We start from the raw sequence: 22,220 nt of genomic DNA on the forward strand, positions 1-22,220 counted from the left end.
GAGCATTTCGCGCCGTAATCAGCAATCAAATGTTGTCAATATCCGCATATCCTTGCCGTGGACTTATCAGACGGACTTATCAGACAACACGCGGAAGCGGGTCACAGTGCCGCACATCGTCGTCATCAGCACCGGGGGCACGATAGCCAGCAGGTGGCAGGGAGCCGGTTACGCGGCGGAGGCCGCGGGCCTCGAGGTGCTGGCCGCGGGGGCGATCCCCGAGGGCGTCGACGTACGGGTCGTGGACCTGTTCACCGTCAACAGCTCCCGGCTGACCACCGCCCACCAGCTGGAACTGCTGCGTACGGTGCACGAGGTGCTGGCCGACCCGGCCGTCGACGGCGTGGTCGTCACGCACGGCACGGACACCCTGGAGGAGTCCGCCTTCCTGCTGGACCTGCACCACGCGGACCGCAGGCCGGTCGTGCTCACCGGGGCGCAGAAGCCGCTCGACGCGGCCGACGGCGACGCGGCGGGCAATCTCTACGACGCACTGCTGACGGCCTCCACCGGCCGGGACATCGGCGCGGTCATCGCCTTCGGCGGGCTGGTGCACGCGGCCCGCGGCACGGTGAAGAAGCACACCGTCGACGTCCAGGCGTTCGCCGACCCGACGGGGCTGCCGCTGGGCCGGGTGCAGTTCGGCCGGGTCACCTGGGGGCGGCACCGCCCCCGGCCGGAGGCGCTGCCGCTGCCCGCCGCGGACGTACGGCCGCCGCGGGTGGACATCGTGATGCACCACAGCGACGCCGATCCGGTGCTGTTCGACGCCGCGCTGGCCGCCGGCGCCGAGGGCATCGTGCTGGTCGGCACCGGAGCCGGCAACGCGACCCCGGACTTCGCGGCCGCGGTAGGCCGGGCGGTGGCGGCCGGTGTCCTCGTCGCGGTCAGCACCCGGGTGGCGGCCGGCGCGGTGGCGCCGATCTACACCGGCGGCGGAGCCGTGGACCTGGTCGAGGCGGGCGCCGTGCTGGCCGGCTCGCTGCGCGCGGGACAGGCCCGCATCGCGGTGCTCTCCGCCCTGCTGTGCACGCCCGACCGCGCGGACCGCCCCGCCGCGCTGCGCCGGATCGTGGACTCGACGTCAGAGCTTTATCTGGTTGATGGTGTCGGCAAGTGAGGTAAGGAAACGGTTCACCGAGGGCGCCATATTGGTCGACGCGATGAAGAAGCCGAACAGGGCGGCCACTATCGCGGGGCCGACCTTGATCGACTTCCCCCTGATCATGACCACCAGAATGACGCCCAACAACAGGACTACGGACAGGGAGATGGCCACAGCGGATCACTTCCTCTTCGGTACGCCGCAACGGTCCGGGGAGTCGCCGCGCCCCCGCGCCACATCCATCGTGCCACCAAGCAGCGACACTATGGACCCGGGAACCACATCGTTCCACGACAACCCGGCCACAAACAGGCGGCCTCAAGAACAGGGGTGGCGAACTGGCGTGCGGAACACCGGTGTTGGGGGCGTGGTGACGGTGGTGCCGGAGGGGGCGCCGCGCCGTCAGTCACGGCACACGACCAGCAGCGCACGGTCGTCGTTGACGTCCTTGGCGACCGCCTCGATCAACCGCCAGGCGGCGCCGCGGAATCCCGTGGCGACGAACCGGTCGGCCTCGCCGATCAGCCGGTCGATTCCCTCGGTGATGTCCCGGTCCGCGGCCTCGACCAGGCCGTCGGTGAACAGCAGCAGAACGTCGCCCGACCGCAACGTGCCCTTGACGCCGTGGAATTCGGCGCCGTCGTAGACCCCCAGCAACGGGCCCTCCGCCGCCATCTCCTCCCAGCGGCCGGTTCCCGCGCTGAGCTGCACGCCGGGCAGATGGCCGGCTGAGAGCAACTCGTAGTCGCCGCTCTCGAGATCGAGCACCAGGTGGATGGAGGTCGCGAAACCCTCGTCCCAGTTCTGGCGCAGCAGATAGCCGTTGGCGGCGGTGAGGAACGCGTGCGGCGGCAGCGAGCCGAGCAGGCCGCCGAAGGCGCCGGACAGCAGCAGGGAACGGGACGCGGCGTCCATGCCCTTGCCGGACACGTCGGTCAGCACCGCTTCGAGCACCCGGCCGCCCAGCGTGCGGGTGGCGACCACGAAGTCGCCGGAGAAGGACTGACCGCCGGCCGGGCGCAGCGCCATCTCGGCGTGCCACCCCGCCGGGAGCCTGGGCAGCCGGCTCTGCACCCGGATCCGTTCCCGCAGGTCGAACAGCATGGTGTGGCCGCCCCGCCACGGCACCCCGACCCGGCTGCGGAACTGGGCGATGAGCAGTCCGGAGAGGGCGACGGCGGAGACCACCAGGACGATGCCGGGGGTCACCCGGGACGGGCCGTCGCGGTACGGGCCGAGGACCGCGGCCTCGACGACCAGCGCGACCGCGGCGCTCGTGTAGAGCACCAGGAGGCTCGCCGGGCGCAGCAGCAGGCCGCCGGTGAGGATCGGCAGGACGAGGGCGCTGGGCGGGCACCAGACGGGGATGCAGACGGTGGTGTAGGCGAGCGCCGGGACCGTGAGCATCAGCACGGTCAGGGCCAGCCAGTCCGAGGCGTCCCCGCGGAAGTAGTCGACGGCGGACTTGCGCAGGCCGAGGCGGACCCTGTGCAGCGACCGGCGCCACCGGGTGCCAAGACTGTCTCTTGCCGCGTCCTTACCCATGTTCCGGCGACCCTACCCACCCTTTCGGCGGCACGTCGATTCCCTGGACGGTGGGTCGCCGTCTGCGGTAAATGCGCTCGCATCACGGTAAGAGGGCTGGTAGGCAGGGTGTATGACGACCGAATTGCGGGTGCTTGACGCCGGGCAGTGGGACGACTGGTACGGGAAGTTGGAGCGCGCCTTCGGAGGCCCGGCCGAGTCCCGGGAGGAACGGGCGCTGTGGCGGGAGCTGACCGAGTGCGAACGGTCGCTCGCGGCATGGGACGGGGACGAGATCGCCGGCACCGCGGGAGCGTTCTCGTTCCGGCTGTCGGTGCCGGGCGGCGCGCTGGTGCCGGCCGCGGGCGTGACGATGGTCAGCGTGCAGCCGACGCATCGCCGGCGCGGGGTGCTGACGTCGATGATGCGCAGGCAGCTGGACGATGTGCGGGCGGCGGGCGAGCCGTTGGCGGTGCTCACCGCCTCGGAGCCGGCGATCTACGGCCGCTTCGGCTACGGGCAGGCCACGGACCAGATGCGGCTGGAGATCGACACCAACCGCGTCCGGCTGAACCTGCCCGCCGGGACCGACCGGGTCCGGCTGCGGATCGTGGCGCCCACCGCGGCACGGGAGGCGTGCGAGGCGGTCTACGCGCAGCGGGTCGCCGCCCGGCCGGGGATGCTCGCCCGGCAACCGGGCTGGGACCGGCTGCCGTTGCTCGACCCGAAGGGGAACCGGGACGGCGCGGGCGAGCTGCTGTGCGTCCTCGCCGAGGTGGACGGTGAGGTGCGCGGGTATGCGCGGTACGCGGTGCGGCCGATCTGGAGCCCGGCGACCGGGCCCGACGGCGCGGTGCTGCCGCGCGATGTCGAGGCGCTCGACCCGGTGGCGTACGCGGCGCTGTGGAACTTCCTGTTCGGCCTCGACCTGACGTCCTCGGTACGGATCCGCAACCGGCCGGCCGACGACCCGGTGCTCCATCTGGTCTCCGACGTCCGCCGGTGCGGCATCGGGCTCCGCGACGGGCTGTTCGTCCGGACGGTGGACGTCGGCGCGGCCCTGGAGGCACGGACGTACGCGGCTCCGGTCGACGTGGTCCTCGACGTCGAGGACGCGTTCTGCCCGTGGAACGCCGGCCGCTGGCGGCTGGCGGGCGACGCGAAGGGGGCCACGTGTGCCCGCACGGGTGATTCCGCGGACCTGGCGCTCTCGGCACGGGAGTTGGGGGCGGCGTATCTGGGCGGCTTCTCGCTCAGCGCCCTCGCGGCGGCGGGGCGGATCAAGGAACTGCGTCCGGGCGCACTGGCCGAGGCGTCGGCGGCATTCGCTTCCGACGTCAAGCCGTGGTTGCCGCACGGGTTCTGAGGTTTCTAACCTGCCGCCGAAGGCCCCTGGCAGCGCGGGCACCAGAACAGGTTTCTCGCTGCCAGGCCCGCCGTGCGGATCTCTCCCCCGCAGATCAGGCAGGGCTGCCCGGTGCGGCGGTAGACGTAGACCTCGCCGCCGTGGTCGTCCTGGCGGGGCGGGCGGCCCATGGCTTCGGGCTCGTGTTCCGGGCGGACGGTGTCGATGCGGTTGTTGCGGACGCCCTCGCGCATGAGGGCGGCCAGGTCGGTCCACATCGCGTCCCACTGGGCGCGGGTGATGTCGCGGCCGGGGAGGTAGGGGTCGATGCCGTGGCGGAAGAGGACTTCGGCCCGGTAGACGTTTCCCACTCCCGCGATGATCTTCTGGTCCATCAGGAGTGCCGCGATGGTGCTGCGGCTGCGCGTGATGCGGTGCCATGCCTTGGCCGGGTCGTCCGCCGGGCGCAGCGGGTCCGGGCCGAGGCGGGCGTGTATCGCGTGCTTCTCGCCGTCGGTGATCAGCGCGCAGGTGGTGGGGCCGCGCAGGTCGGCGTACGAGTCCGGGTTGGCGAGCCGCAGCCGGACGGTGTCGGTGGGCGGCGGGGCCTTGCCGTCGCCGAAGCCGAGTTTGCCGAACAGGCCCAGGTGGATGTGGACCCAGCCCGTCCCGTCGAAGCCGAGGAACAGGTGCTTGCCGTGGGCGTCGACGCGGTCGAGGACCGCGGCGTCCAGCAGTGCGGCGCTGTCGGAGAACTTGCCCTGGGGGCTGCTCGCCCGCACAGGACGGCCGCCGAACCTCTCGAGGTGGTCGGCGGCCAGCCGGTGGATCGTGTGCCCTTCGGGCATGGTGCGGTCAGCCCTGCGGGTGGTGGGCCGGGATCGGGGGGAGCTCACCGGTGTTCTCGTACGCGGTGAGCATGTCGATGCGGCGGGTGTGCCGGTCCTCGCCGGAGTACGGGGTGGCGAGGAAGATCTCGACGAACTTGATCGCCTCGTCCTCGGTGTGCATCCGGCCGCCGATGCTGATCACGTTGGCGTCGTTGTGCTCACGGCCGAGGGCGGCGGTCTGCTCGCTCCAGGCGAGTGCGGCGCGGACGCCCTTGACCTTGTTCGCGGCGATCTGCTCGCCGTTGCCGGAGCCACCGATGACGATGCCGAGGCTGCCGGGGTCGGCGGCGGTGCCCGCCGCGGCCCGCAGGCAGAACGGCGGGTAGTCGTCCTGGGCGTCATAGATGTGCGGACCGCAGTCCGTCACCTCGTGGTTGTTGGCCTTGAGCCACTCGACGAGGTGGTTCTTGAGTTCGAAGCCGGCATGGTCGGAGCCGAGATACACGCGCATACGGACGAGTGTGGCATGTCCGGAGGCGGGCAGAGGTCAGGGGGGCGTCAGGCGCGCTTGAGGGTTATTTGAGGTTAAAACAACGAATTGGCCTCAGCTGTCCTCCGCTGTTCCGTAAGTGGTCGTTCCGGGTATTGGATGCGACCCCATGAGCTCACTTCCCCCCTCAGTCGTGACCGACGCCCCCCAACAGGAAGACAGGACTCCACAGCAGTCGTCCGGCCTCCAGGCCGGACTCAAGAACCGTCATCTGTCGATGATCGCGATCGGCGGTGTCATCGGCGCCGGCCTGTTCGTCGGCTCCGGCTCCGGTATCGCGGCAGCAGGCCCGGGCATCCTGCTCTCGTACGCCCTCGTCGGCACGATGGTCGTGTTCGTCATGCGGATGCTGGGCGAGATGGCGGTGGCCAATCCCACGTCCGGCTCGTTCTCCGCCTACGCGGACCGGGCGCTCGGCCGCTGGGCCGGGTTCTCCATCGGCTGGCTCTACTGGTTCTTCTGGGTCGTGGTGCTGGCGGTCGAGGCGACGGCCGGCGCGACGATCCTGCACGGCTGGGTGTCCTCGGTCCCGCAGTGGGCCTGGGCGCTGATCGTGATGGCGGTGCTGACCGCGACCAACCTGGTCTCCGTCGGCTCGTACGGCGAGTTCGAGTTCTGGTTCGCCGGGATCAAGGTCGTCGCCATCGCCGCGTTCATCGTCCTCGGCGGGCTCGCCGCCTTCGGCATCCTGCCGGGCTCCGACCACGAAGCGGTCGGTATGGCGAACCTCACCGGACACGGCGGCTTCCTGCCGAACGGGCCGGGCGCGATCCTCACCGGTGTGCTGATGGTGGTGTTCTCGTTCATGGGCAGCGAGATCGTCACCCTCGCGGCGGGCGAGTCCCAGAACCCGCGCAAGGCGATCACCAAGGCGACCAACAGCGTCATCTGGCGTGTCGGCGTCTTCTACCTGGGCTCGATCCTCATCGTGGTGTCCCTGCTGAAGTGGGACGACCCGGCGATCACCAAGAAGGGCTCGTACGTCGCGGCCCTGGACTCGATAGGCATCGCGCACGCCGGCGAGATCATGAACGTCATCGTGCTGACGGCCGTGCTGTCCTGCCTCAACTCCGGCCTGTACACGGCGTCCCGGATGGCCTTCTCGCTCGGGCAGCGCGGCGACGCGCCGGCGCGGTTCGCGCGCACCAGCAAGGGCGGGGTGCCGCGGAACGCGATCCTGGGCTCGGTCCTGTTCGGCTTCGTCGCGGTCTTCTTCAACTACGAGTGGCCGGACACGGTCTTCAAGTTCCTGCTCAACTCGTCCGGCGCGGTCGCGCTGTTCGTCTGGCTGGTCATCTGCTTCTCGCAGCTGAAGATGCGCCGGATCATCGAGCGGGAGGAACCGGAGAAGCTCATCGTGCGGATGTGGCTCTTCCCGTACCTGACGTGGGCGACCATCGGCATGATCTCGTTCGTGCTCGTCTACATGCTCACCGACAAGGACGGCCGCCCGCAGGTGCTGCTGTCGCTGCTGGTGGCGGCCGTGGTCATCGCGATCTCGCTGGTCCGTGAGCGGATGAAGAGCGGTCGCAAGGACGCTGTCGTCGGCTCGTAGCCGTGGAACGACGGCGGCCCGGTCCCCCAGGGGCCGGGCCGCCGTGCTGTCCGGCGGGTCAGCCGCGGCGGCCCACCAGCTGCCAGACGGCGGGCAGCACGCCCATCGCGAGCGCGGCCTTGAGGGCGTCACCGAGCAGGTACGGCGTGAGGCCGAGCGAAACGGCCTTGCCGAAGGAGAGATGGGCGGCCAGCGCCAGGTACGGCACTCCGACCGCGTAGATGATCACGCTGCCGAGCACCATGGCACCGGCCGTCCGCAGCACGGTGCGGTCCGCACCGCGGCGGGCGAGCGCGCCGACGGCGGCCGAGGCGAGCAGCATCCCGAGGATGTAGCCGAAGCTCGGCATGGCGGAGCCCGACGAGCCTTCCGCGAACCACGGCATGCCCGCGACACCCGCGACGGCGTACAGCGCCAGGGCCGCGAAGCCGCGGCGGGCGCCGAGCGCGGTGCCGACGAGCAGCGCGGCGAAGGTCTGGCCGGTGACCGGGACCGGGGAGCCGGGGACCGGCACCGAGAGCTGCGCGGCCAGGCCGGTGAGCGCGGCGCCGCCGAGCACCAGCGCCACGTCGCGCACCCGGGCCCGGGCGGCGGAGGAGGCGGGGAGCAGATCGGCGAGGACCGTCCCGGTCCGGGTGTCAGGGACAACAGCGGTGCTCATCGGTACTCCGTGGGTGAGAGGTCGGCCGGGCCGGGTCCGTACAGGTGACGCCGCGACGCTAACGCAGCGGACAACCCAAGATCACCGTCGGCAGCCGACAAAGCCGTGCTCGGCGTCTTGGAGAGTTCCCTGCACCGGCCGGCTTTCGCCGCCGCGCTTGCGTTTCGCTTGTTTCAGCAGGTCACGTGATGCTCGTCACGGTCGGCGCGGGACACCCCGCCCGACGCGGACGGGTTTTGCGGAGCGTGCCCAGGCACGGGGACACTGTGGGGTCCCACCAAAGCCCACCGCTTCCTCCACCGTCCCCCTCCCCCGATCCTGTGAGAGTTCGAGCACCGTGCACGAGGTATCTCCCCCCGCCGAGCCGTTGTCGGCCGGGCTGAAGCAGCGCCATCTGACCATGCTCGGCCTGGGCGGGGTGATCGGTGCGGGGCTGTTCGTCGGCTCGGGCGCCGGGATCGCGGTCGCCGGGCCGGGGATCGTCGTCTCGTATCTGATCGCGGGCCTGCTCGCGATGCTGGTGATGCGGATGCTCGGCGAGATGTCGGCCGCGATGCCCGCCTCCGGGTCCTTCTCGGTGCACGCGGAACGGGCCTTCGGCCGCTGGGCCGGTTTCACGGTGGGCTGGCTGTACTGGCTGCTGCTGGTCGTGGTGCTGGCGGTGGAGGCGACCGGCGCGGCGAAGATCGCGAACGGCTGGCTGCCATCGGTGCCGACCTGGGCGTGGGTGCTGCTCTTCATGGTGGTGTTCACCGCCGCGAACCTCGCCGCCGTCGGCAACTTCGGCGAGTTCGAGTTCTGGTTCGCGGCCCTCAAGGTCGGCGCGATCGTGCTCTTCCTGGTGCTGGGCCTGCTGGCGGTCCTCGGGCTGCTGCCCGACACCGACCCGGTGGGCCTGGCCAACCTCACCGGCCGCGGCGGCTTCCTGCCCAACGGCTGGGACGGGGTGGTCTCGGGGGTGCTCGCGGTCGTCTTCGCGTTCGGCGGCCTGGAGGTCGTGACCATCGCGGCGGCCGAGTCGGACGACCCGGCGCGCGCGGTGGGGCGCGCGGTACGCAGCGCGGTGTGGCGGATCCTGCTCTTCTACGTGGGCTCGATGCTCGTCATCGTGACGCTGCTGCCGTGGGACTCCGTCGTGCCCGGTCAGAGCCCGTACGTCGCGGTACTGGACCGGATCGGCGTTTCCGGGGCCGCCCAGATCATGAACATCGTCGTGTTCGTCGCACTGCTGTCGGCACTCAACGCCAATCTGTACGGCTCGTCGCGGATGATCTTCTCGCTCGCCGAGCGGGGCGAGGCGCCGGCCGCGCTGACGAAGGTCTCGCGCGGCGGGGTGCCGCGGCCGGCGGTGCTGGCGTCCGTCGCGTTCGGCTTCGGGTCGGTGCTGCTCAATCTGAAGTGGCCGGATTCGGTCTTCCAGTACCTGCTCAACGCGGTGGGCGCGGTGCTGCTCGTGGTGTGGAGCCTGATCGCCGCCTCGCAGCTGCGGTTGCGGCGGCGGCTGGAGCGCGAGGCGCCGGGGGCGCTCAGCCTGCGGATGTGGTGCTTCCCCTGGCTGAGCTGGGCGGCACTGGCGGGGATGGCCGCGGTCCTGGTGCTGATGCTGACCGACGACGCGGCGCGCCCGCAGGTGCTGTGGTCGGCGGGGGCGACGGGCGTGGTGCTCGCGGTGGCCCTCGGACGGGAGTGGCGGGACCGCCGGGACCGCCGCCGGACCCCGGGCCGACCGGGCCGGTAGGGGCACCCGGGCCGGACACACTCCTGCTGCTAGCGTGCACTTGCATACGACTTGCAATAACCTAGCGGCCGGAGGAACTCGCGCATGCCCACGTACACGCTTCCTGAACTGCCCTACGACTACGCCTCGCTGGAGCCCGTGATCAGCGGCGAGATCATCGAGCTGCACCACGACAAGCACCACGCGGCGTACGTGAAGGGCGCGAACGACACCCTCGACCAGCTCGCCGAGGCCCGTGACAAGGAGCAGTGGGGCGGCATCAACGGGCTGGAGAAGAGCCTCGCCTTCCATCTCTCCGGCCACATCCTGCACAGCATCTACTGGTCGAACATGTCCGGTGACGGCGGTGGCGAGCCGCTGGACCGGGACGGCACGGGGCAGCTCGCGGACGCCCTCGCGGAGAACTTCGGCGGCTTCGACCGCTTCAAGGCCCAGCTCTCCAAGGCCGCGGCCACCACGCAGGGCTCCGGCTGGGGCGTGCTGGCGTACGAGCCGCTCAGCGAGCGGCTGATCGTCGAGCAGATCTACGACCACCAGGGGAACGTCGGCCAGGGCAGCGTTCCGCTGCTCGTCTTCGACGCCTGGGAGCACGCGTTCTATCTTCAGTACCGCAACCAGAAGGTCGACTTCGTCGAGGCCATGTGGCGCGTCGTGAACTGGCAGGACGTCCAGGCACGCTTCGCCGCCGCCAAGGAGCGGACGAGCGGGCTGCTGCTGGCGCCGTAGCGCGCCCCGAAGGCCGAAGGCCCCCGCGCGGTGGTGTCGCGCGGGGGCCTTCACCCTGTTCTGCCGAACCCTCGCCCGCCGACCCGCGTCAGCGGGGTTCGATGAGGTCCCAGCGGTTGCCGTACAGATCCTGGAAGACGACGACGGAACCGTAGGCCTCGTGCCGGGGCTCCTCCTCGAAGACGACGCCGGCCGCGACCATGTGCTTGTAGTCGCGGTCGAAGTCGTCGGTGTTCAGGAACAGCCCGACCCGGCCGCCGGTCTGGCCGCCGATCCGCGCCTCCTGCTCGGGCGTCGAGGCGCGCGCCAGCAGGAGTCCCGTCCCCTGCCCCCGCGACCCGCGAGGATCCACGATCACCCAGCGGCTGCCGTCGTCACGCGCGGTGTCCTCGCGCAGCTCGAAGCCGAGGGCGCCGGTGTAGAAGGCGATGGCCTCGTCGTAGTCGCGGACGACGAGGGTCACCAGTCCGAGGTACGGCATCAGTCGAAGATCGGCCCGGCGGTCCGGGTGCGCTTGATCTCGTAGAAGCCGGGGGTGGAGGCCACCAGCAGCGTGCCGTCCCAGAGGCGGGCCGCGGCCTCGCCCTTGGGGCGGGGGTGACGACCGGGCCGAAGAAGGCGACCTGCTCGCCGTCGGCGCCGGGAACGGCGATGACCGGGGTGCCGACGTCCTGGCCGACCTTGTCGATGCCCTCCTGGTGGGAGGCGCGCACCTCGGCGTCGTAGGTGTCCTTGTCAGCGAAGTCGATCAGGTCCGCAGGGAGGCCGGCGTCCTCCAGCGCCCCCGCGATCGCCTCCAGGGTCGCGCCCTCGCCGCGGTTGTGGAAGCGGGTGCCGAGCGCGGTGTAGAGCTTGCCGACGACCTCGTCACCGAACTTCTGCTGGGCCGCGACGACCACGCGCACCGGCCGCCAGCCCTTCGGGCCGAGCAGCTCGCGGTACCGCTCGGGCAGCTCGTCGAGCTTGGACTCGTTGAGGACGGCCAGGCTCATCACATGCCAGCGGACCTCGACCGGCCGGACCTTCTCGACCTCCAGCATCCAGCGCGAGGTCATCCACGCCCAGGGGCACAGCGGGTCGAACCAGAAGTCGACGGGGGTCTTCTCGGCTGTGGTCACTTCTTCTTCTCCTCAGGAACAAAACCAACACGGCACGGGACTGCTCGTACCTCGGAAACCTCGGGATCGGGGGCGGCATTCCCGCCTGTCGCCCATTGGTGCGGCGTGGCAGTATTCGAATCGATCGACGATGCTGACAAAGGAGTCATCAGTGCCCGGTGAGAACCTGTCCCGCGACGAGGCCCGCGAACGCGCGCGGATCCTTTCGGTCGACGGATACGAGGTCGCGCTCGACCTGCGGTCGGCCACCCGGCCCGACGAGGACACGTTCCGCTCGGTGACCACGATCCGCTTCCGGTCCGCGCAGCCGGGCGCGGCCACCTTCGTGGATCTGCTGGCACCCTCGGTCGAGTCCGTGGTGCTGAACGGACGGGAGCTGGACCCGGCGGCCGTGTTCGACGGGACGCGGGTCGCCCTCGACGGCCTCGCCGCCGAGAACGTCCTCACCGTGGACGCGCGGTGCGCCTACAGCCGCACCGGCGAGGGGCTGCACCGGTTCGCCGACCCGGAGGACGGCGAGACGTATCTCTACACGCAGTACGAGCCGGCCGACGCCCGCCGGGTCTTCGCCAACTTCGAGCAGCCGGATCTCAAGGCGCCCTTCACCTTCTCGGTGACCGCGCCCGCGCACTGGACCGTCCTGAGCAACGAGGCTCAGGCCGGCCCCGCGCGGGACGCCGACCCCTCCTCGGCGACCTGGGACTTCGCGCCCACCAAGCCGATCTCGACGTACATCACGGCCGTCGTCGCCGGGCCGTACCACGTGGTGCGCGACCACTACTCGCGCACCTTCGACGACGGCACCGTGCTGGACATCCCGCTCGGCGCGCTGTGCCGGGCTTCGCTCGCGCCGCACTTCGACGCGGACGACATCTTCACCGTCACCAAGCAGGGCCTGGACTTCTTCCACGACACCTTCGACTACCCGTACCCCTTCGGGAAGTACGACCAGGCGTTCGTGCCCGAGTACAACATCGGCGCGATGGAGAACCCGGGCTGTGTCACGTTCCGCGAGGAGTTCGTCTTCCGCGGCAAGGTGACGCAGGCGGCGTACGAGGGCCGGGCCAACGTCATCCTGCACGAGATGGCGCACATGTGGTTCGGCGACCTGGTCACCATGCAGTGGTGGGACGACCTGTGGCTCAAGGAGTCGTTCGCGGACTTCATGGGCGCGTACTCGCAGGTGGAGGCGACCCGCTTCACGGACGGCTGGATCACCTTCGCCAACCGCCGCAAGGCGTGGGCGTACCGGGCCGACCAGTTGCCCTCGACGCACCCCGTCACCGCGGACATCCACGACCTGCAGGACGCCAAGCTCAACTTCGACGGCATCACGTACGCCAAGGGCGCGTCCGTGCTGAAGCAGCTCGTCGCCTATGTCGGCGCGGACGCCTTCCTGGAGGCGGCCAGGCGCTACTTCAAGCGGCACGCGTACGGGAACACCACGCTGGCGGACCTGCTGGCGGTGCTGGAGGAGACCTCGGGCCGGGACATGGCGCAGTGGTCCCGCGCCTGGCTGCAGACCGCCGGTGTGAACTCGCTGACGCCGGAGGCCGTGTACGACGCCGAGGAACGGATCACCCGGCTGTCCGTTCTGCAGACCGCCGCCGCGTCGCACCCCGAACTGCGGCCGCACCGCGTCGCCGTCGGCCTGTACCGGCGGGCCGCGGGCGGCGCGCTGGAGCGCTACGCCCGCGCCGAGACCGATGTGACGGGCTCCCGCACCATCGTGACGGAGCTGGCCGGCGCCGAGCGGCCCGATCTGATCCTGGTCAACGACGAGGACCTGACGTACTGCAAGATCCGGTTCGACCCGGACTCCCTCGACACCCTGCGCAAGCACCTGGGCGATCTGTCCGACCCCATGGCGCGGGCGCTGGCCTGGTCCGCGGTGTGGAACATGACCCGGGACGCGCTGATGCCGGCCCGTGACTACCTCGGGCTCGTGCTGCGGTTCGCCGGGCAGGAGTCCGACATCGGGGTGCTGCAGTCGCTGCACCAGCAGGCGCAGACCGCGCTGCACCAGTACGCGGCGCCGGAGTGGCGCGCCGAGGGCGCCAGGGCGCTGGCGGACGGGGCGCTGACCGAGCTGCGGCAGGCCGAGCCGGGCAGCGGTCACCAGCTCGCCTGGGCGCGCTTCTTCGCCTCGGTGGCGGCGTCGGCGGCCGATCTCCAGCTGCTGAGCGGGCTGCTCGAAGGCAGCGCCAAGATCGACGGGCTGGAGATCGACCAGGAGCTGCGCTGGTCCTTCCTGGAGCCGCTGGCCGCCGCGGGCGAGGTCGACGAGGCCGTGATCGCGGCGGAACTGGCGCGCGACGACACCGCCTCCGGGCGACGGCACCAGGTGCGCTGCCTCGCCGCCCGGCCGTCGGCCGCGGTCAAGGCGCAGGTGTGGGCGTCGGTCGTGGAGTCCGACTCCCTGTCGAACGCGCTGGTCGAGGCGAGCATCGCCGGGTTCGACCAGCCGGGCCAGGAGGAGCTGCTGGCGCCCTACGCCGACCGGTACTTCGCCGTGATCGAGCGGATCTGGTCGCAGCGTTCGATCGAGATCGGCATGGCGATCGTGCGGGGCCTCTTCCCGCGGTACCGGATCGCCCAGGAGACCGTCGACGCGGCCGGCGGCTGGCTCGACGCGCACACGGACGCGGCGCCCGCCCTGCGCCGGCTCGTCCTGGAGGCCAGCGACGACCTGTCCCGCGCGCTGCGCGCCCAGGCGACCGACGGCTAGGGCCTGGCCCCCACGTCCCCGTACCTTGCGGACCTGGGGGCACCTCCCAGCGGTAGCTGGGGGGAGCGTCACCCCATCGAACGGTGACGCGGCGGGGTTCCGTCATGCGATGGGCAGGCTTCCGCCGCTCGCCCGCCCACCGAACAGCGGGCTGTCATCCGAATAGGTGAAATTCGCCCATCGGCATCCGAACGCCTGAACTTTAGTGCGGAGTTGTCCCGGTTTGTCGACGGCTGTGTAACAGCGGTTAGCGGGCGGTCCAGCGGCGGAACCAACCCGACATGAACCACAACGCACCGCACACCCCGCGCCCCCTGGACCACCTTTCCCGCACCCAGCAAAGGATCTTGACGACACGTCAGCTGCGCGAGCACGGCGTGACCGCGAGCACCCTGGCGGAACGCTGCCGGCCCGGCGGCCCGTGGCAGCAGCTGCTGCCGCAGGTGTTCCTGCTGCACGCGGGACCGCCCACCAGCGACGAACGGCTGCGGGCGGCGCTGCTGTACGCGGGCTGCGAGCCGGGCGGCACGGGCGGCCCCGGCGACGGTGAGGCGATGGTCACCGGGCTGGCGGCGCTGGCGCTGCACCGGTTCTCCTCGGTGCCGCCGCTGCTGGGGATCGACCGGATCGACGTCCTGGTGGCGCGCCAGCGGCGGCTGCGGGACGCCGGGGACGTGGCGATCCGCCGGGCGCACACGCTGCCCCGGCCGCAGCAGGTGACCGGACTGCCGTGCGCCCCGGTGCCCCGTGCGCTGGCCGACGCGGTGGCGGACCTCGACGACGCCGAGACCGTTCGGCGGCTGCTGACCGAGGCGGTGCGCGGCGGGCACTGCGAGGCCGCCGCGGTGGTCCGGGAACTGAGCCGGGCCCGGCTGCTGTCCCGGCCGCACGTGGTGGACGCGGTGGACGCGCTGCTGGCGGAGGGCCGGGCGCTCGCCGAGGGCCGGCTGTACGAGATGGTGACCTGCTTCGGCCTGCCGGACCCGGTGTGGCACGTCGATCTGCGGCTGCCCGGCGGGCCGTCGCTGGGCGGCGTCGACGCGTACTGGCCGGAGCACGCGGTGGCGGTGGAGATCGACGCGCGCGGACCCCGCCAGGACGACGACGCCCTGTGGTCGCAGTACGCGCAGAAGCGCGAGCACCTGGAGGGACTCGGCATCACCGTCGTGCACCTCACCCCGAAGAAACTGCGGGACACCCTGGAACAGCAGGCGACCGTGGTGCGCACCGCGCTGATGGCTTCGACGGACCGGACTCCGGCCGCTTACGTGGTCGTGACCCCGAGTTGACCGGCGCTTTACTCCTTTACGCGCGCTTTGCCGGTGATGGCGTATGGCGGAAATACGTCATGTCCACATCCTGCCTCGGACAACTCTCCACAAACACCGGTCGCTTACGTGACTCTTAGCGGTCAACCGGCACCGTTTTCCGAACAAGGATGCCCATGCCTCTCGATCACATACGCGCCAAGAGACGCGTGGCCCGCGTCGCGCTCGCCGCGGGCCTGGTGGCCGCACTGGCCGCGACCGGGTCCGCCACCGCGTTCGCCGACAACGCCCCCAGCGGCACTCCGACCGGCGGCCCCGCTTCCGCCCCGGTCAAGGCTTCCACCGACAAGCTCGGTTCTGCCGACGCGCAGCTCCTGGCCAAGGCCAAGTCCGACGGCGACAAGACCGTGACGATGATGATCGCCACCGCTCCCGGCGCCACCAAGCAGGTCGTCGACCAGCTCGGTGCCTCCGGCGCCTCGGTGGGGAGCACCTACGACAAGCTCGGCTATGTGCGAGCGACCGTCCCGACCGCCAAGGCGGACGCGGCGATCGCCAAGGCGCAGAAGCTGACCTCGGTCCACGGCATCGACCTCAAGCAGGAGATCGCGCTCGACGACCCGACCCCCGTGGCGGACACCGCCAAGGGCGCGAAGGCCAAGGGCAAGGCCGCCGCGAAGACCTACCCCGGTCCCAGCGCGAGCACCCCGGTGAAGAACCCGTACCAGCCGGCCTTCGAGACCGGCGCGGTGGACTTCGTCAAGAACCAGCCCAAGGCCGACGGCCGCGGCGTGACCATCGGCATCCTGGACTCCGGTGTCGACCTCGGTCACCCGGCGCTGCAGAAGACCACCACCGGCGAGCGCAAGATCGTCGACTGGGTCACCTCGACCGACCCGATAACCGACGGCGACGCCACCTGGCGCCGCATGACGGCCGCGGTCTCCGGCCCCACCTTCACCATCGCGGGCCGCACCTGGACCGCGCCGGCCGGCTCGTACATGTTCAACACGTTCTCCGAGGCCGCGACGGTCGGCGGCGACATGGCGGGCGACCTGAACCGTGACGGCGACACCACCGATGTCTGGGGCGTGCTCTACGACGCCGCCGCCGGCACCGTGCGGGTCGACCTGAACAACAACGGCGACTTCAGCGACGACGAGGCGCTCAAGCCGTACAAGAACGGCTTCCAGATCGCGCACTTCGGGACGGACAACCCGGCGACGGCCATCTCCGAGTCGATCCCGTTCGTCGTCCAGATCCGCAAGGACGTCCCGACGGACCCGTACGGCGGCGACTGGGTCGGCAAGAAGGCCGACTTCGTCAACATCGGCCTCGTCCAGTCCGAGCACGGCACCCACGTCGCGGGCATCACCTCCGCGAACGGCCTGTTCGGCGGCAAGATGACCGGTGCGGCTCCCGGCGCGAAGATCGTCTCCTCGCGCGCCTGCACCTGGAGCGGCGGCTGCACCAACGTCGCGCTCACCGAGGGCATGATCGACCTCGTCGTGAACCACGGCGTGGACATCGTCAACATGTCCATCGGCGGCCTGCCCGCGCTGAACGACGCCAACAACGCGCGCGCCGAGCTGTACACGCGCCTCATCGACACCTACGGCGTCCAGCTGGTCATCTCGGCCGGCAACAGCGGCCCGGGTGCCAACACCATCGGCGACCCCGGCCTGGCCGACAAGGTCCTGAGCGTCGGTGCGTCGATCTCCAAGGACACCTGGGCGGCCAACTACGGCTCGCAGGTGGACAAGGCGTACCAGATGATGCCGTTCTCCTCGCGCGGCCCGCGTGAGGACGGTGGCTTCACGCCGACCATCACCGCGCCCGGCGCGTCGATCAACACGGTCCCGACCTGGGAGGCCGGCAGCCCGGTCGCCGAGGCCGGCTACAGCCTGCCGCCCGGCTACGCGATGCTGCAGGGCACCTCGATGGCCTCGCCGCAGGCCGCGGGCGCCAGCGCACTGCTGATCTCCGCCGCGAAGCAGAAGAACATCGCCCTGAACCCGGCCGCCCTGCGGACCGCGCTGACGAGCTCCGCGAAGCACATCGCGGGCGCGCAGGCGTACGAAGAGGGCTCCGGTCTGATCGACATCAACGGCGCCTGGAACCTGATCAAGGCGGGTGTCTCGGCCAACGAGTACACCGTCAAGGCTCCGGTCAACACCGCGCTGTCGGCGTTCCTGAAGACCCCGGGCTTCGGCACCGGCATCTACGACCGGGAGGGCGGCCTCAAGACCGGCCAGACCCGGACGTACGACGTCACCATCACCCGCACCACCGGCTCCGACCGCCCGGTCAAGCACTCGCTGGCGCTGGTGAACAACGACGGCACCTTCAAGCTCGCCGGCAGCAGCGAGGTCTCGCTGCCGCTGAACGTGCCGGTCACCGTCAAGGTCACCGCGAAGGCGAAGACCACCGGTCTGCACAGCGTCATCCTGACCGTTGACGACAAGCGCACCAAGGGCACCGACCAGCAGATCCTGGCCACCGTCGTGGTCTCGAAGCCGCTGGCCAAGCCCGCCTTCTCCACCAAGGAGTCGGGCGTGGTGCAGCGCAACAGCACCACCTCGTACTTCCTGAACGTGCCGGCCGGCGCCAAGTCCCTGGAGATCGCCCTCGGCGGCATCCAGGCGACCAGCCAGACCCGGTTCATCGCGATCAACCCGTACGGCGTTCCGATGGACGACACGTCCACCCCGTCGTGCTACCTCAACTACGTGAACCCGAACAACAAGTGCCGTCCGGACCTGCGGTCGTACACCGACCCGCTGCCGGGCGTCTGGGAGATCGAGGTCGAGGCACGCCGTACCTCGCCGCTGCTGAACAACCCGTACGCCGTCACGGCGTCGGTGCTGGGTGTGTCCTTCGACCCGGCCGTGCAGACCCTCGACGAGGCCAAGGTCGGTACCCCCGCCGCGGTCAACTGGAAGGTCACCAACGGCTTCGCCGCCCTTGACGGCAAGCTGAAGGGCGGCGCCCTCGGCTCCGCGCTGACCGCCCGCCCGACCATCGCGCAGGGCGAGACGAAGCAGACGACGCTGGTCGTCGGCCCCGGCGCCTCCCGGCTCGACGTGGCGATCGGTTCCACCTCGGACACCGGCGCCGACCTCGACCTCGAGGTCTACCTCGGTTCCACCAAGGTCGGTTCGTCCGCGGACGGCGACTCCGAGGAAGCCGTCAGCATCGCCAACCCGGCGGCCGGTACGTACACCGTCGTCGTGACCGGCTACTCGGTCCCGGCGGGCACCACGGAGTACAACTACAAGGACGTGTACTTCGCGGACTCGCTCGGCCAGGTCAAGGTCGACGAGACCAAGACCGTCTCGCTGGCGAACGGCGCCTCGGCGTCCTTCTCCGCGCAGGTCGTGGCCGCGTCCCCGGCCCCCGAAGGACGTCAGTTCTTCGGTGAGGTGCAGCTGCTGAACTCCCGCGGCACCATCGCCGGAACCGGCAGCGTCATCATCAAGAAGGTCACCGGCTGACCAGCATCTGATCAGCTGTAGGACCGCTTCGGGGCGGGTGCTCTCACGAGCACCCGCCCCGTCGTGTTCCCCGGTCCCGCTACTCGCGGGCCGCCCCCGCCTCGATCGGGCGGGTGCGGAGCAGCGCCCTGGCCGGCAGGCCGGTGGCGGCCAGGCCCAGCAGGAGCACACCGCCGGCGATGGCGGCCGCCACGGTGGGCGGTACGTACGGGGCGCCGCCGGTCAGCCCGCGGGCGATCGGGCTGAGCGTCGCCCAGGCGATGGCCGTGCCGATCACCAGGCCCGCGGTGCCGACGAGCAGCGCCTCCCAGCGCATCATCCCGAGCACCTGGCGGCGGGTGGTGCCCGCCAGCCGCAGCAGGGCGACCTCGCGGCGCCGGTCGAGGACCGTCATCACCAGGGTGTTGGCCGCCGCGACGGCGGCGAATCCGCCGAGCACCGCCGCCATCACGCGGTTGGCCCAGGCGTTGAGCTCCAGGTCCTTGTCGACCTGGGCGGTATAGCCGGCGCGGTCGGTGACCGCGACGCCGGGGGCGTCGAGCCGTTGCAGCGCACTCGCGACGGCGGCCTGGTCGGCGCCCGCCGCGTCCCGGACGAGCACCTGGCTGTCGTACGCGGCCGACACGTGTCCGGCGACCGCGGCGCGCGGCATCAGCACCTCGCCGAGACCCAGACCGCGCTCGTAGAGGGCGACGACCCGGGGGTGCACCGTGGTGCCGTCGCCGAGCCGCAGTTCCATGCGGTCTCCGACCGAGACCTTGGCGGTGTCGGCGAGCAGGCTGTTCAGCGCGACGGTGTCGTTCGCCGCCAGCCCGGTCAGCGAGCCCTCCTTGACGCCGACGTCGAGCACCTTGGCCAGGTCCGCCGGATTCCCGGAGACCCCCAGCGTGGAGGCGCCGATGAAGGAGCCGGCCGAGCGGTAGAGGACTCCGGTGCGCAGGATGCCGACGGCCGCGTCCACGCCCTTCACCCGCGCCGCTTCCGCGGCGGTCGTGGACGGCAGCCCCGCGCCGGTGCCGCTGACGATCTGGTCGGCGACGACACCGTCGCGCACCTGCTCCGCGGAGACGTGCTTGATGGTGCTCTGCATGAAGACCAACGTGCCGCAGAAGGCGATGACCAGCACGATCGGGGTGATCGCGGAGGCCAGTCGGCGGGAGTTGGCACGGGCGTTGGCGGCGGCGAGCACGGCCGGCGCGGCCCCCGCCCGCAGCGGCAGTCCGAGGACCGTGGCGGCGAGCCAGGCGACGACAGGACCGAGCAGCGCGACGCTGAGCATGAAGAGCATCACGACGCCGAGCGCGATGTTGGCCGCGTCCTCCCCCGTGGCGTGGGCCGCGAGCGACGCCACGACGATGCCGCCGGCGAGGGCCGCCACGCCGAGCACCGTACGGACGGGTCCGGGGCGCCCCCGCTCCACCGCCGCCTCGCCCAGCGCCTGGCTGGGCCGGGCCTTGGACGGCCGGCGGGCGGCCAGATAGCCGGCGACGAGCGAGCCGAGCAGGCCCGCGCCGACCGCGCTGACCATGGGGATCCAGCCGGTGGACACCTGCAGTCCGGCGGGCACCGCACCGCGGTCGGCGAGCTGGCCGAACCACCAGTGGGCGAGCGCCAGTCCCGGCAGGATGCCGGCCGCGCCGGCGAGCGGGGCGACGATCATCGCCTCGGTGGCGACGGTGCGGCGGATCTGCCGCGGGGTCGCGCCGATCGCCCGCAGCAGGGCGATCTCCCGGCTGCGCTGGCCGATGGCGAGGGCGACGGTGCCCATGACGACGAAGATCGCGGTCAGGGCGGCGATGCCGCCGAAGGAGCCGCCCAGCCCCGTCAGCATCTCCTTGCCGCCGGCGAGTTCGGGGTGTTCGACCTCGCCGCGGTCGTCCCCGGTCCGCACCAGGGCGTGCCCGCCGACGGCGTGCTCGGCCTGCCCGGCGAGCTGATCGGTGCTGACACCGGCGCGCGGGTAGACGGCGATGGCGTCCGCCTGGCCCTGGTGGCCGGCGAGCCGGCCCGCCGCGCCGTCCTCGAACCAGGCGGTGGCGGAGCCGGACCCCGCCACCGTCAGACCGGCGATCCGGTAACTGCCGGTACTGGCGGGCGTGACGAGGGTGACGGTGTCGCCGGTGCCGAGCTTCGCGGCGTGCGCCGTCGCGGCGTCGAGGGCGACCTCGCCGGCCGCCGGGGCGCGGCCCTCGGCGAGCGGCTTCGCGGCGGGGGCGGTGCTGATCGCGGTGGCCGACCAGTCGCGGCCGGTCAGCGCCGGCAGCGCCTTGCTCTGCACGGGGAAGGCCACGTCGGGCACGGCCGCGGCGACACCCGGTTCACGGGCGATACGGTCCGCGAGCCCGGCGTCGACGCGGGCCCGGTCGGGCAGCGGCTCGGCCTCCTCGTCGCGGTCCTCGCCGTGGCCGACGGTCATCCGGGCGTGCTGATCGGCGGCGACGACCACCGGGGCACCCGCGTAGCGCTCGGGCGCGAGGTGCGCGACGATCCCGGTCTGCAGCAGGGTGCCGCAGGCGGTGATGACGGCGGCGGCGAACAGCAGGGCGATGAACGTGCCGGCGAAGGACGCGGGCCGGAAGCGCACGGAGGCGCGGGCGAGACCGTTCACGCGGCGGCCCTCGCAGCGCGCTCGGGGCGGGCGCCGGTGGTCAGCGCGACCATGTGGTCGGCGATCTCCGTCGGCTCCGGGCGCTCCAGGTGACCGGCGAACGAACCGTCGGCGAGGAAGAGCACCCGGTCCGCGAAGGAGGCGGCGACCGGGTCGTGGGTGACCATGACGACGGTGGCGCCGAGCCGGTCGACGGCGTGCCGCAGCAGACCCAGCACCTCGCGGGCGGTGTTGGTGTCCAGGGCGCCGGTCGGCTCGTCGGCGAACACCACCTCGGGCTCGGTGATCAGGGCGCGGGCGATGGCCACCCGCTGCTGCTGGCCGCCGGACAGCTGCCCGGGCCGCCGGCTTCCGTACCCCTCGAGGCCGACCTGCGCGAGCAGCTGGGCCGCCCGCCGCCGGTCGGGCCGGCCACCGGCCAGCCGCTGCGGCAGCAGCACGTTCTGCTGCACGGTGAGCGACGGCAGCAGGTTGAAGGACTGGAAGATGAAGCCGATGCGGCTGCGGCGCAGCTGGGTGAGCTTGTTCTCGTTGAGACCGGTGATGTCGGCGCCGCCCAGGTGCACGGTGCCGGCCGTGGGCTTGTCGAGCCCGGCGGCGCACTGCAGGAAGGTGCTCTTGCCGGAACCGGAGGGGCCCATCACCGCGGTGAAGCTGCCCCGCGGCAGCGCCAGGTCGATGCCGCGCAGCGCGTGCACGGTGGAGTCGCCGCGGCCGTAGGTACGGCGGACCGAGCGCAGCTCGACGGCGGCACCCGAGCCCGTCCCGGTACGGCCGTGCGCGGTGTCACCGCTGGTCCGCGGCGGGTACTGCGGCGCCGCGGGGGCCGTGGGGGCGGTGCTGGAGTGCTTCGACCGGAGTCGCATGATGTCCTCTGTTTCGGTTGCCGACGACCCTTCCGAAGTTACGGATCACCGGGGGTCCCGGACCATGCCGGTTCCCGGCGTCTTGGGGGTGGGGAAAACCCGAG

At 71.5% G+C, this 22,220-nt stretch carries 16 protein-coding genes and 1 pseudogene; 8 read left to right on the forward strand and 9 right to left on the reverse strand.

All coding sequences use genetic code 11. The features are described 5' to 3' along the window. The first annotated feature begins 106 nt into the window (after positions 1 to 106). Positions 107 to 1,120 (forward strand): asparaginase, encoded by a 1,014-nt coding sequence (locus LNW72_RS15235; protein WP_250975912.1) that lies wholly within the window; start codon positions 107 to 109, stop codon positions 1,118 to 1,120. Here LNW72_RS15235 and LNW72_RS15240 read toward each other — a convergent pair. Continuing rightward, positions 1,085 to 1,279 (reverse strand): hypothetical protein, encoded by a 195-nt coding sequence (locus tag LNW72_RS15240; RefSeq protein WP_138357641.1) that lies wholly within the window; start codon positions 1,277 to 1,279, stop codon positions 1,085 to 1,087. The genes LNW72_RS15235 and LNW72_RS15240 overlap by 36 nt on opposite strands. Before the next feature lie 228 nt (positions 1,280 to 1,507). Beyond that, a complete protein-coding gene (locus LNW72_RS15245; protein WP_250975913.1) occupies positions 1,508 to 2,650 on the reverse strand; it encodes a PP2C family protein-serine/threonine phosphatase in 1,143 nt (380 codons plus the stop codon). Positions 2,651 to 2,762: 112 nt separating this feature from the next. Here LNW72_RS15245 and LNW72_RS15250 point away from each other — a divergent pair, with 112 nt between their 5' ends. Continuing rightward, complete coding sequence (locus LNW72_RS15250; protein WP_250975914.1) at positions 2,763 to 3,995, forward strand: GNAT family N-acetyltransferase; 1,233 nt, start codon at positions 2,763 to 2,765, stop codon at positions 3,993 to 3,995. Positions 3,996 to 4,000: 5 nt separating this feature from the next. Here LNW72_RS15250 and LNW72_RS15255 read toward each other — a convergent pair whose 3' ends face one another. Together LNW72_RS15255 and LNW72_RS15260 are read right to left on the reverse strand one after the other, a co-directional pair. After that, the gene (locus tag LNW72_RS15255; protein WP_250980165.1) at positions 4,001 to 4,822 is read right to left on the reverse strand and encodes a DNA-formamidopyrimidine glycosylase family protein; all 822 of its coding nucleotides are present in this window, start codon (positions 4,820 to 4,822) and stop codon (positions 4,001 to 4,003) included. A gap of 7 nt (positions 4,823 to 4,829) precedes the next feature. After that, a complete protein-coding gene (locus LNW72_RS15260) occupies positions 4,830 to 5,315 on the reverse strand; it encodes a ribose-5-phosphate isomerase (protein WP_250975915.1) in 486 nt (161 codons plus the stop codon). A gap of 148 nt (positions 5,316 to 5,463) precedes the next feature. On the opposite strand from LNW72_RS15260, the gene LNW72_RS15265 reads away from it, so the two are divergent. After that, a complete protein-coding gene (locus LNW72_RS15265; protein WP_250975916.1) occupies positions 5,464 to 6,909 on the forward strand; it encodes an amino acid permease in 1,446 nt (481 codons plus the stop codon). Positions 6,910 to 6,967: 58 nt separating this feature from the next. Here the strand turns inward: LNW72_RS15265 and LNW72_RS15270 are convergent, their stop codons facing one another. Beyond that, positions 6,968 to 7,570: a biotin transporter BioY gene (locus tag LNW72_RS15270; RefSeq protein ID WP_250975917.1), complete on the reverse strand. Its 603-nt coding sequence runs from the start codon at positions 7,568 to 7,570 to the stop codon at positions 6,968 to 6,970. Between the two features lie 337 nt (positions 7,571 to 7,907). Here LNW72_RS15270 and LNW72_RS15275 point away from each other — a divergent pair, with 337 nt between their 5' ends. Beyond that, complete coding sequence (locus tag LNW72_RS15275) at positions 7,908 to 9,308, forward strand: amino acid permease (protein ID WP_250975918.1); 1,401 nt, start codon at positions 7,908 to 7,910, stop codon at positions 9,306 to 9,308. 84 nt (positions 9,309 to 9,392) lie between these two features. Next, a complete protein-coding gene (locus LNW72_RS15280) occupies positions 9,393 to 10,034 on the forward strand; it encodes a superoxide dismutase (RefSeq protein ID WP_250975919.1) in 642 nt (213 codons plus the stop codon). An 88-nt stretch (positions 10,035 to 10,122) separates the two neighbouring features. On the opposite strand, the gene LNW72_RS15285 is transcribed toward LNW72_RS15280, so the two are convergent. After that, the gene (locus tag LNW72_RS15285) at positions 10,123 to 10,515 is read right to left on the reverse strand and encodes a VOC family protein (protein ID WP_250975920.1); all 393 of its coding nucleotides are present in this window, start codon (positions 10,513 to 10,515) and stop codon (positions 10,123 to 10,125) included. Next, positions 10,515 to 11,089, reverse strand: a pseudogene (locus LNW72_RS15290) (disulfide bond formation protein DsbA). Before LNW72_RS15290 ends, LNW72_RS15285 begins: the two are co-directional and overlap by 1 nt. 214 nt (positions 11,090 to 11,303) lie before the next feature. Between LNW72_RS15290 and pepN the strand changes: the two are divergent. The 3 genes from pepN (at position 11,304) to LNW72_RS15305 (ending at position 18,642) form a co-directional block, all read left to right on the forward strand. Beyond that, positions 11,304 to 13,880 (forward strand): aminopeptidase N, encoded by a 2,577-nt coding sequence (pepN, locus tag LNW72_RS15295; RefSeq protein ID WP_250975921.1) that lies wholly within the window; start codon positions 11,304 to 11,306, stop codon positions 13,878 to 13,880. 281 nt (positions 13,881 to 14,161) lie between these two features. Beyond that, entirely contained in the window at positions 14,162 to 15,169 is a 1,008-nt protein-coding gene (locus LNW72_RS15300; RefSeq protein WP_250975922.1) for a hypothetical protein, read from the forward strand. A gap of 155 nt (positions 15,170 to 15,324) precedes the next feature. Continuing rightward, a complete protein-coding gene (locus LNW72_RS15305; RefSeq protein WP_250975923.1) occupies positions 15,325 to 18,642 on the forward strand; it encodes a S8 family serine peptidase in 3,318 nt (1,105 codons plus the stop codon). Positions 18,643 to 18,721: 79 nt separating this feature from the next. Here LNW72_RS15305 and LNW72_RS15310 read toward each other — a convergent pair whose 3' ends face one another. Both LNW72_RS15310 and LNW72_RS15315 read right to left on the reverse strand, forming a co-directional pair. Beyond that, on the reverse strand, positions 18,722 to 21,250 hold the full coding sequence (locus LNW72_RS15310) for an FtsX-like permease family protein (RefSeq protein ID WP_250975924.1): 2,529 nt from the start codon (positions 21,248 to 21,250) through the stop codon (positions 18,722 to 18,724). After that, complete coding sequence (locus LNW72_RS15315) at positions 21,247 to 22,116, reverse strand: ABC transporter ATP-binding protein (protein WP_250975925.1); 870 nt, start codon at positions 22,114 to 22,116, stop codon at positions 21,247 to 21,249. The genes LNW72_RS15310 and LNW72_RS15315 overlap by 4 nt, the downstream gene beginning before the upstream one ends. Between the last annotated feature and the right edge of the window lie 104 nt (positions 22,117 to 22,220).

The organism is Streptomyces sp. RKAG293 (assembly GCF_023701745.1).
Taxonomy (GTDB): domain Bacteria; phylum Actinomycetota; class Actinomycetes; order Streptomycetales; family Streptomycetaceae; genus Actinacidiphila.

Excerpts from the sequence above, each read along its gene's own strand:
- LNW72_RS15280 (WP_250975919.1), top strand. The coding sequence starts at position 9,393 with ATGCCCACGTACACGCTTCCTGAACTGCCCTACGACTACGCCTCGCTG.
- LNW72_RS15255 (WP_250980165.1), bottom strand. The coding sequence starts at position 4,822 with ATGCCCGAAGGGCACACGATCCACCGGCTGGCCGCCGACCACCTCGAG.
- LNW72_RS15260 (WP_250975915.1), bottom strand. The coding sequence starts at position 5,315 with ATGCGCGTGTATCTCGGCTCCGACCATGCCGGCTTCGAACTCAAGAAC.
- LNW72_RS15245 (WP_250975913.1), bottom strand. The coding sequence starts at position 2,650 with ATGGGTAAGGACGCGGCAAGAGACAGTCTTGGCACCCGGTGGCGCCGG.
- LNW72_RS15315 (WP_250975925.1), bottom strand. The coding sequence starts at position 22,116 with ATGCGACTCCGGTCGAAGCACTCCAGCACCGCCCCCACGGCCCCCGCG.
- LNW72_RS15300 (WP_250975922.1), top strand. The coding sequence starts at position 14,162 with ATGAACCACAACGCACCGCACACCCCGCGCCCCCTGGACCACCTTTCC.
- LNW72_RS15270 (WP_250975917.1), bottom strand. The coding sequence starts at position 7,570 with ATGAGCACCGCTGTTGTCCCTGACACCCGGACCGGGACGGTCCTCGCC.
- LNW72_RS15250 (WP_250975914.1), top strand. The coding sequence starts at position 2,763 with ATGACGACCGAATTGCGGGTGCTTGACGCCGGGCAGTGGGACGACTGG.
- LNW72_RS15265 (WP_250975916.1), top strand. The coding sequence starts at position 5,464 with ATGAGCTCACTTCCCCCCTCAGTCGTGACCGACGCCCCCCAACAGGAA.
- LNW72_RS15305 (WP_250975923.1), top strand. The coding sequence starts at position 15,325 with ATGCCTCTCGATCACATACGCGCCAAGAGACGCGTGGCCCGCGTCGCG.
- LNW72_RS15285 (WP_250975920.1), bottom strand. The coding sequence starts at position 10,515 with ATGCCGTACCTCGGACTGGTGACCCTCGTCGTCCGCGACTACGACGAG.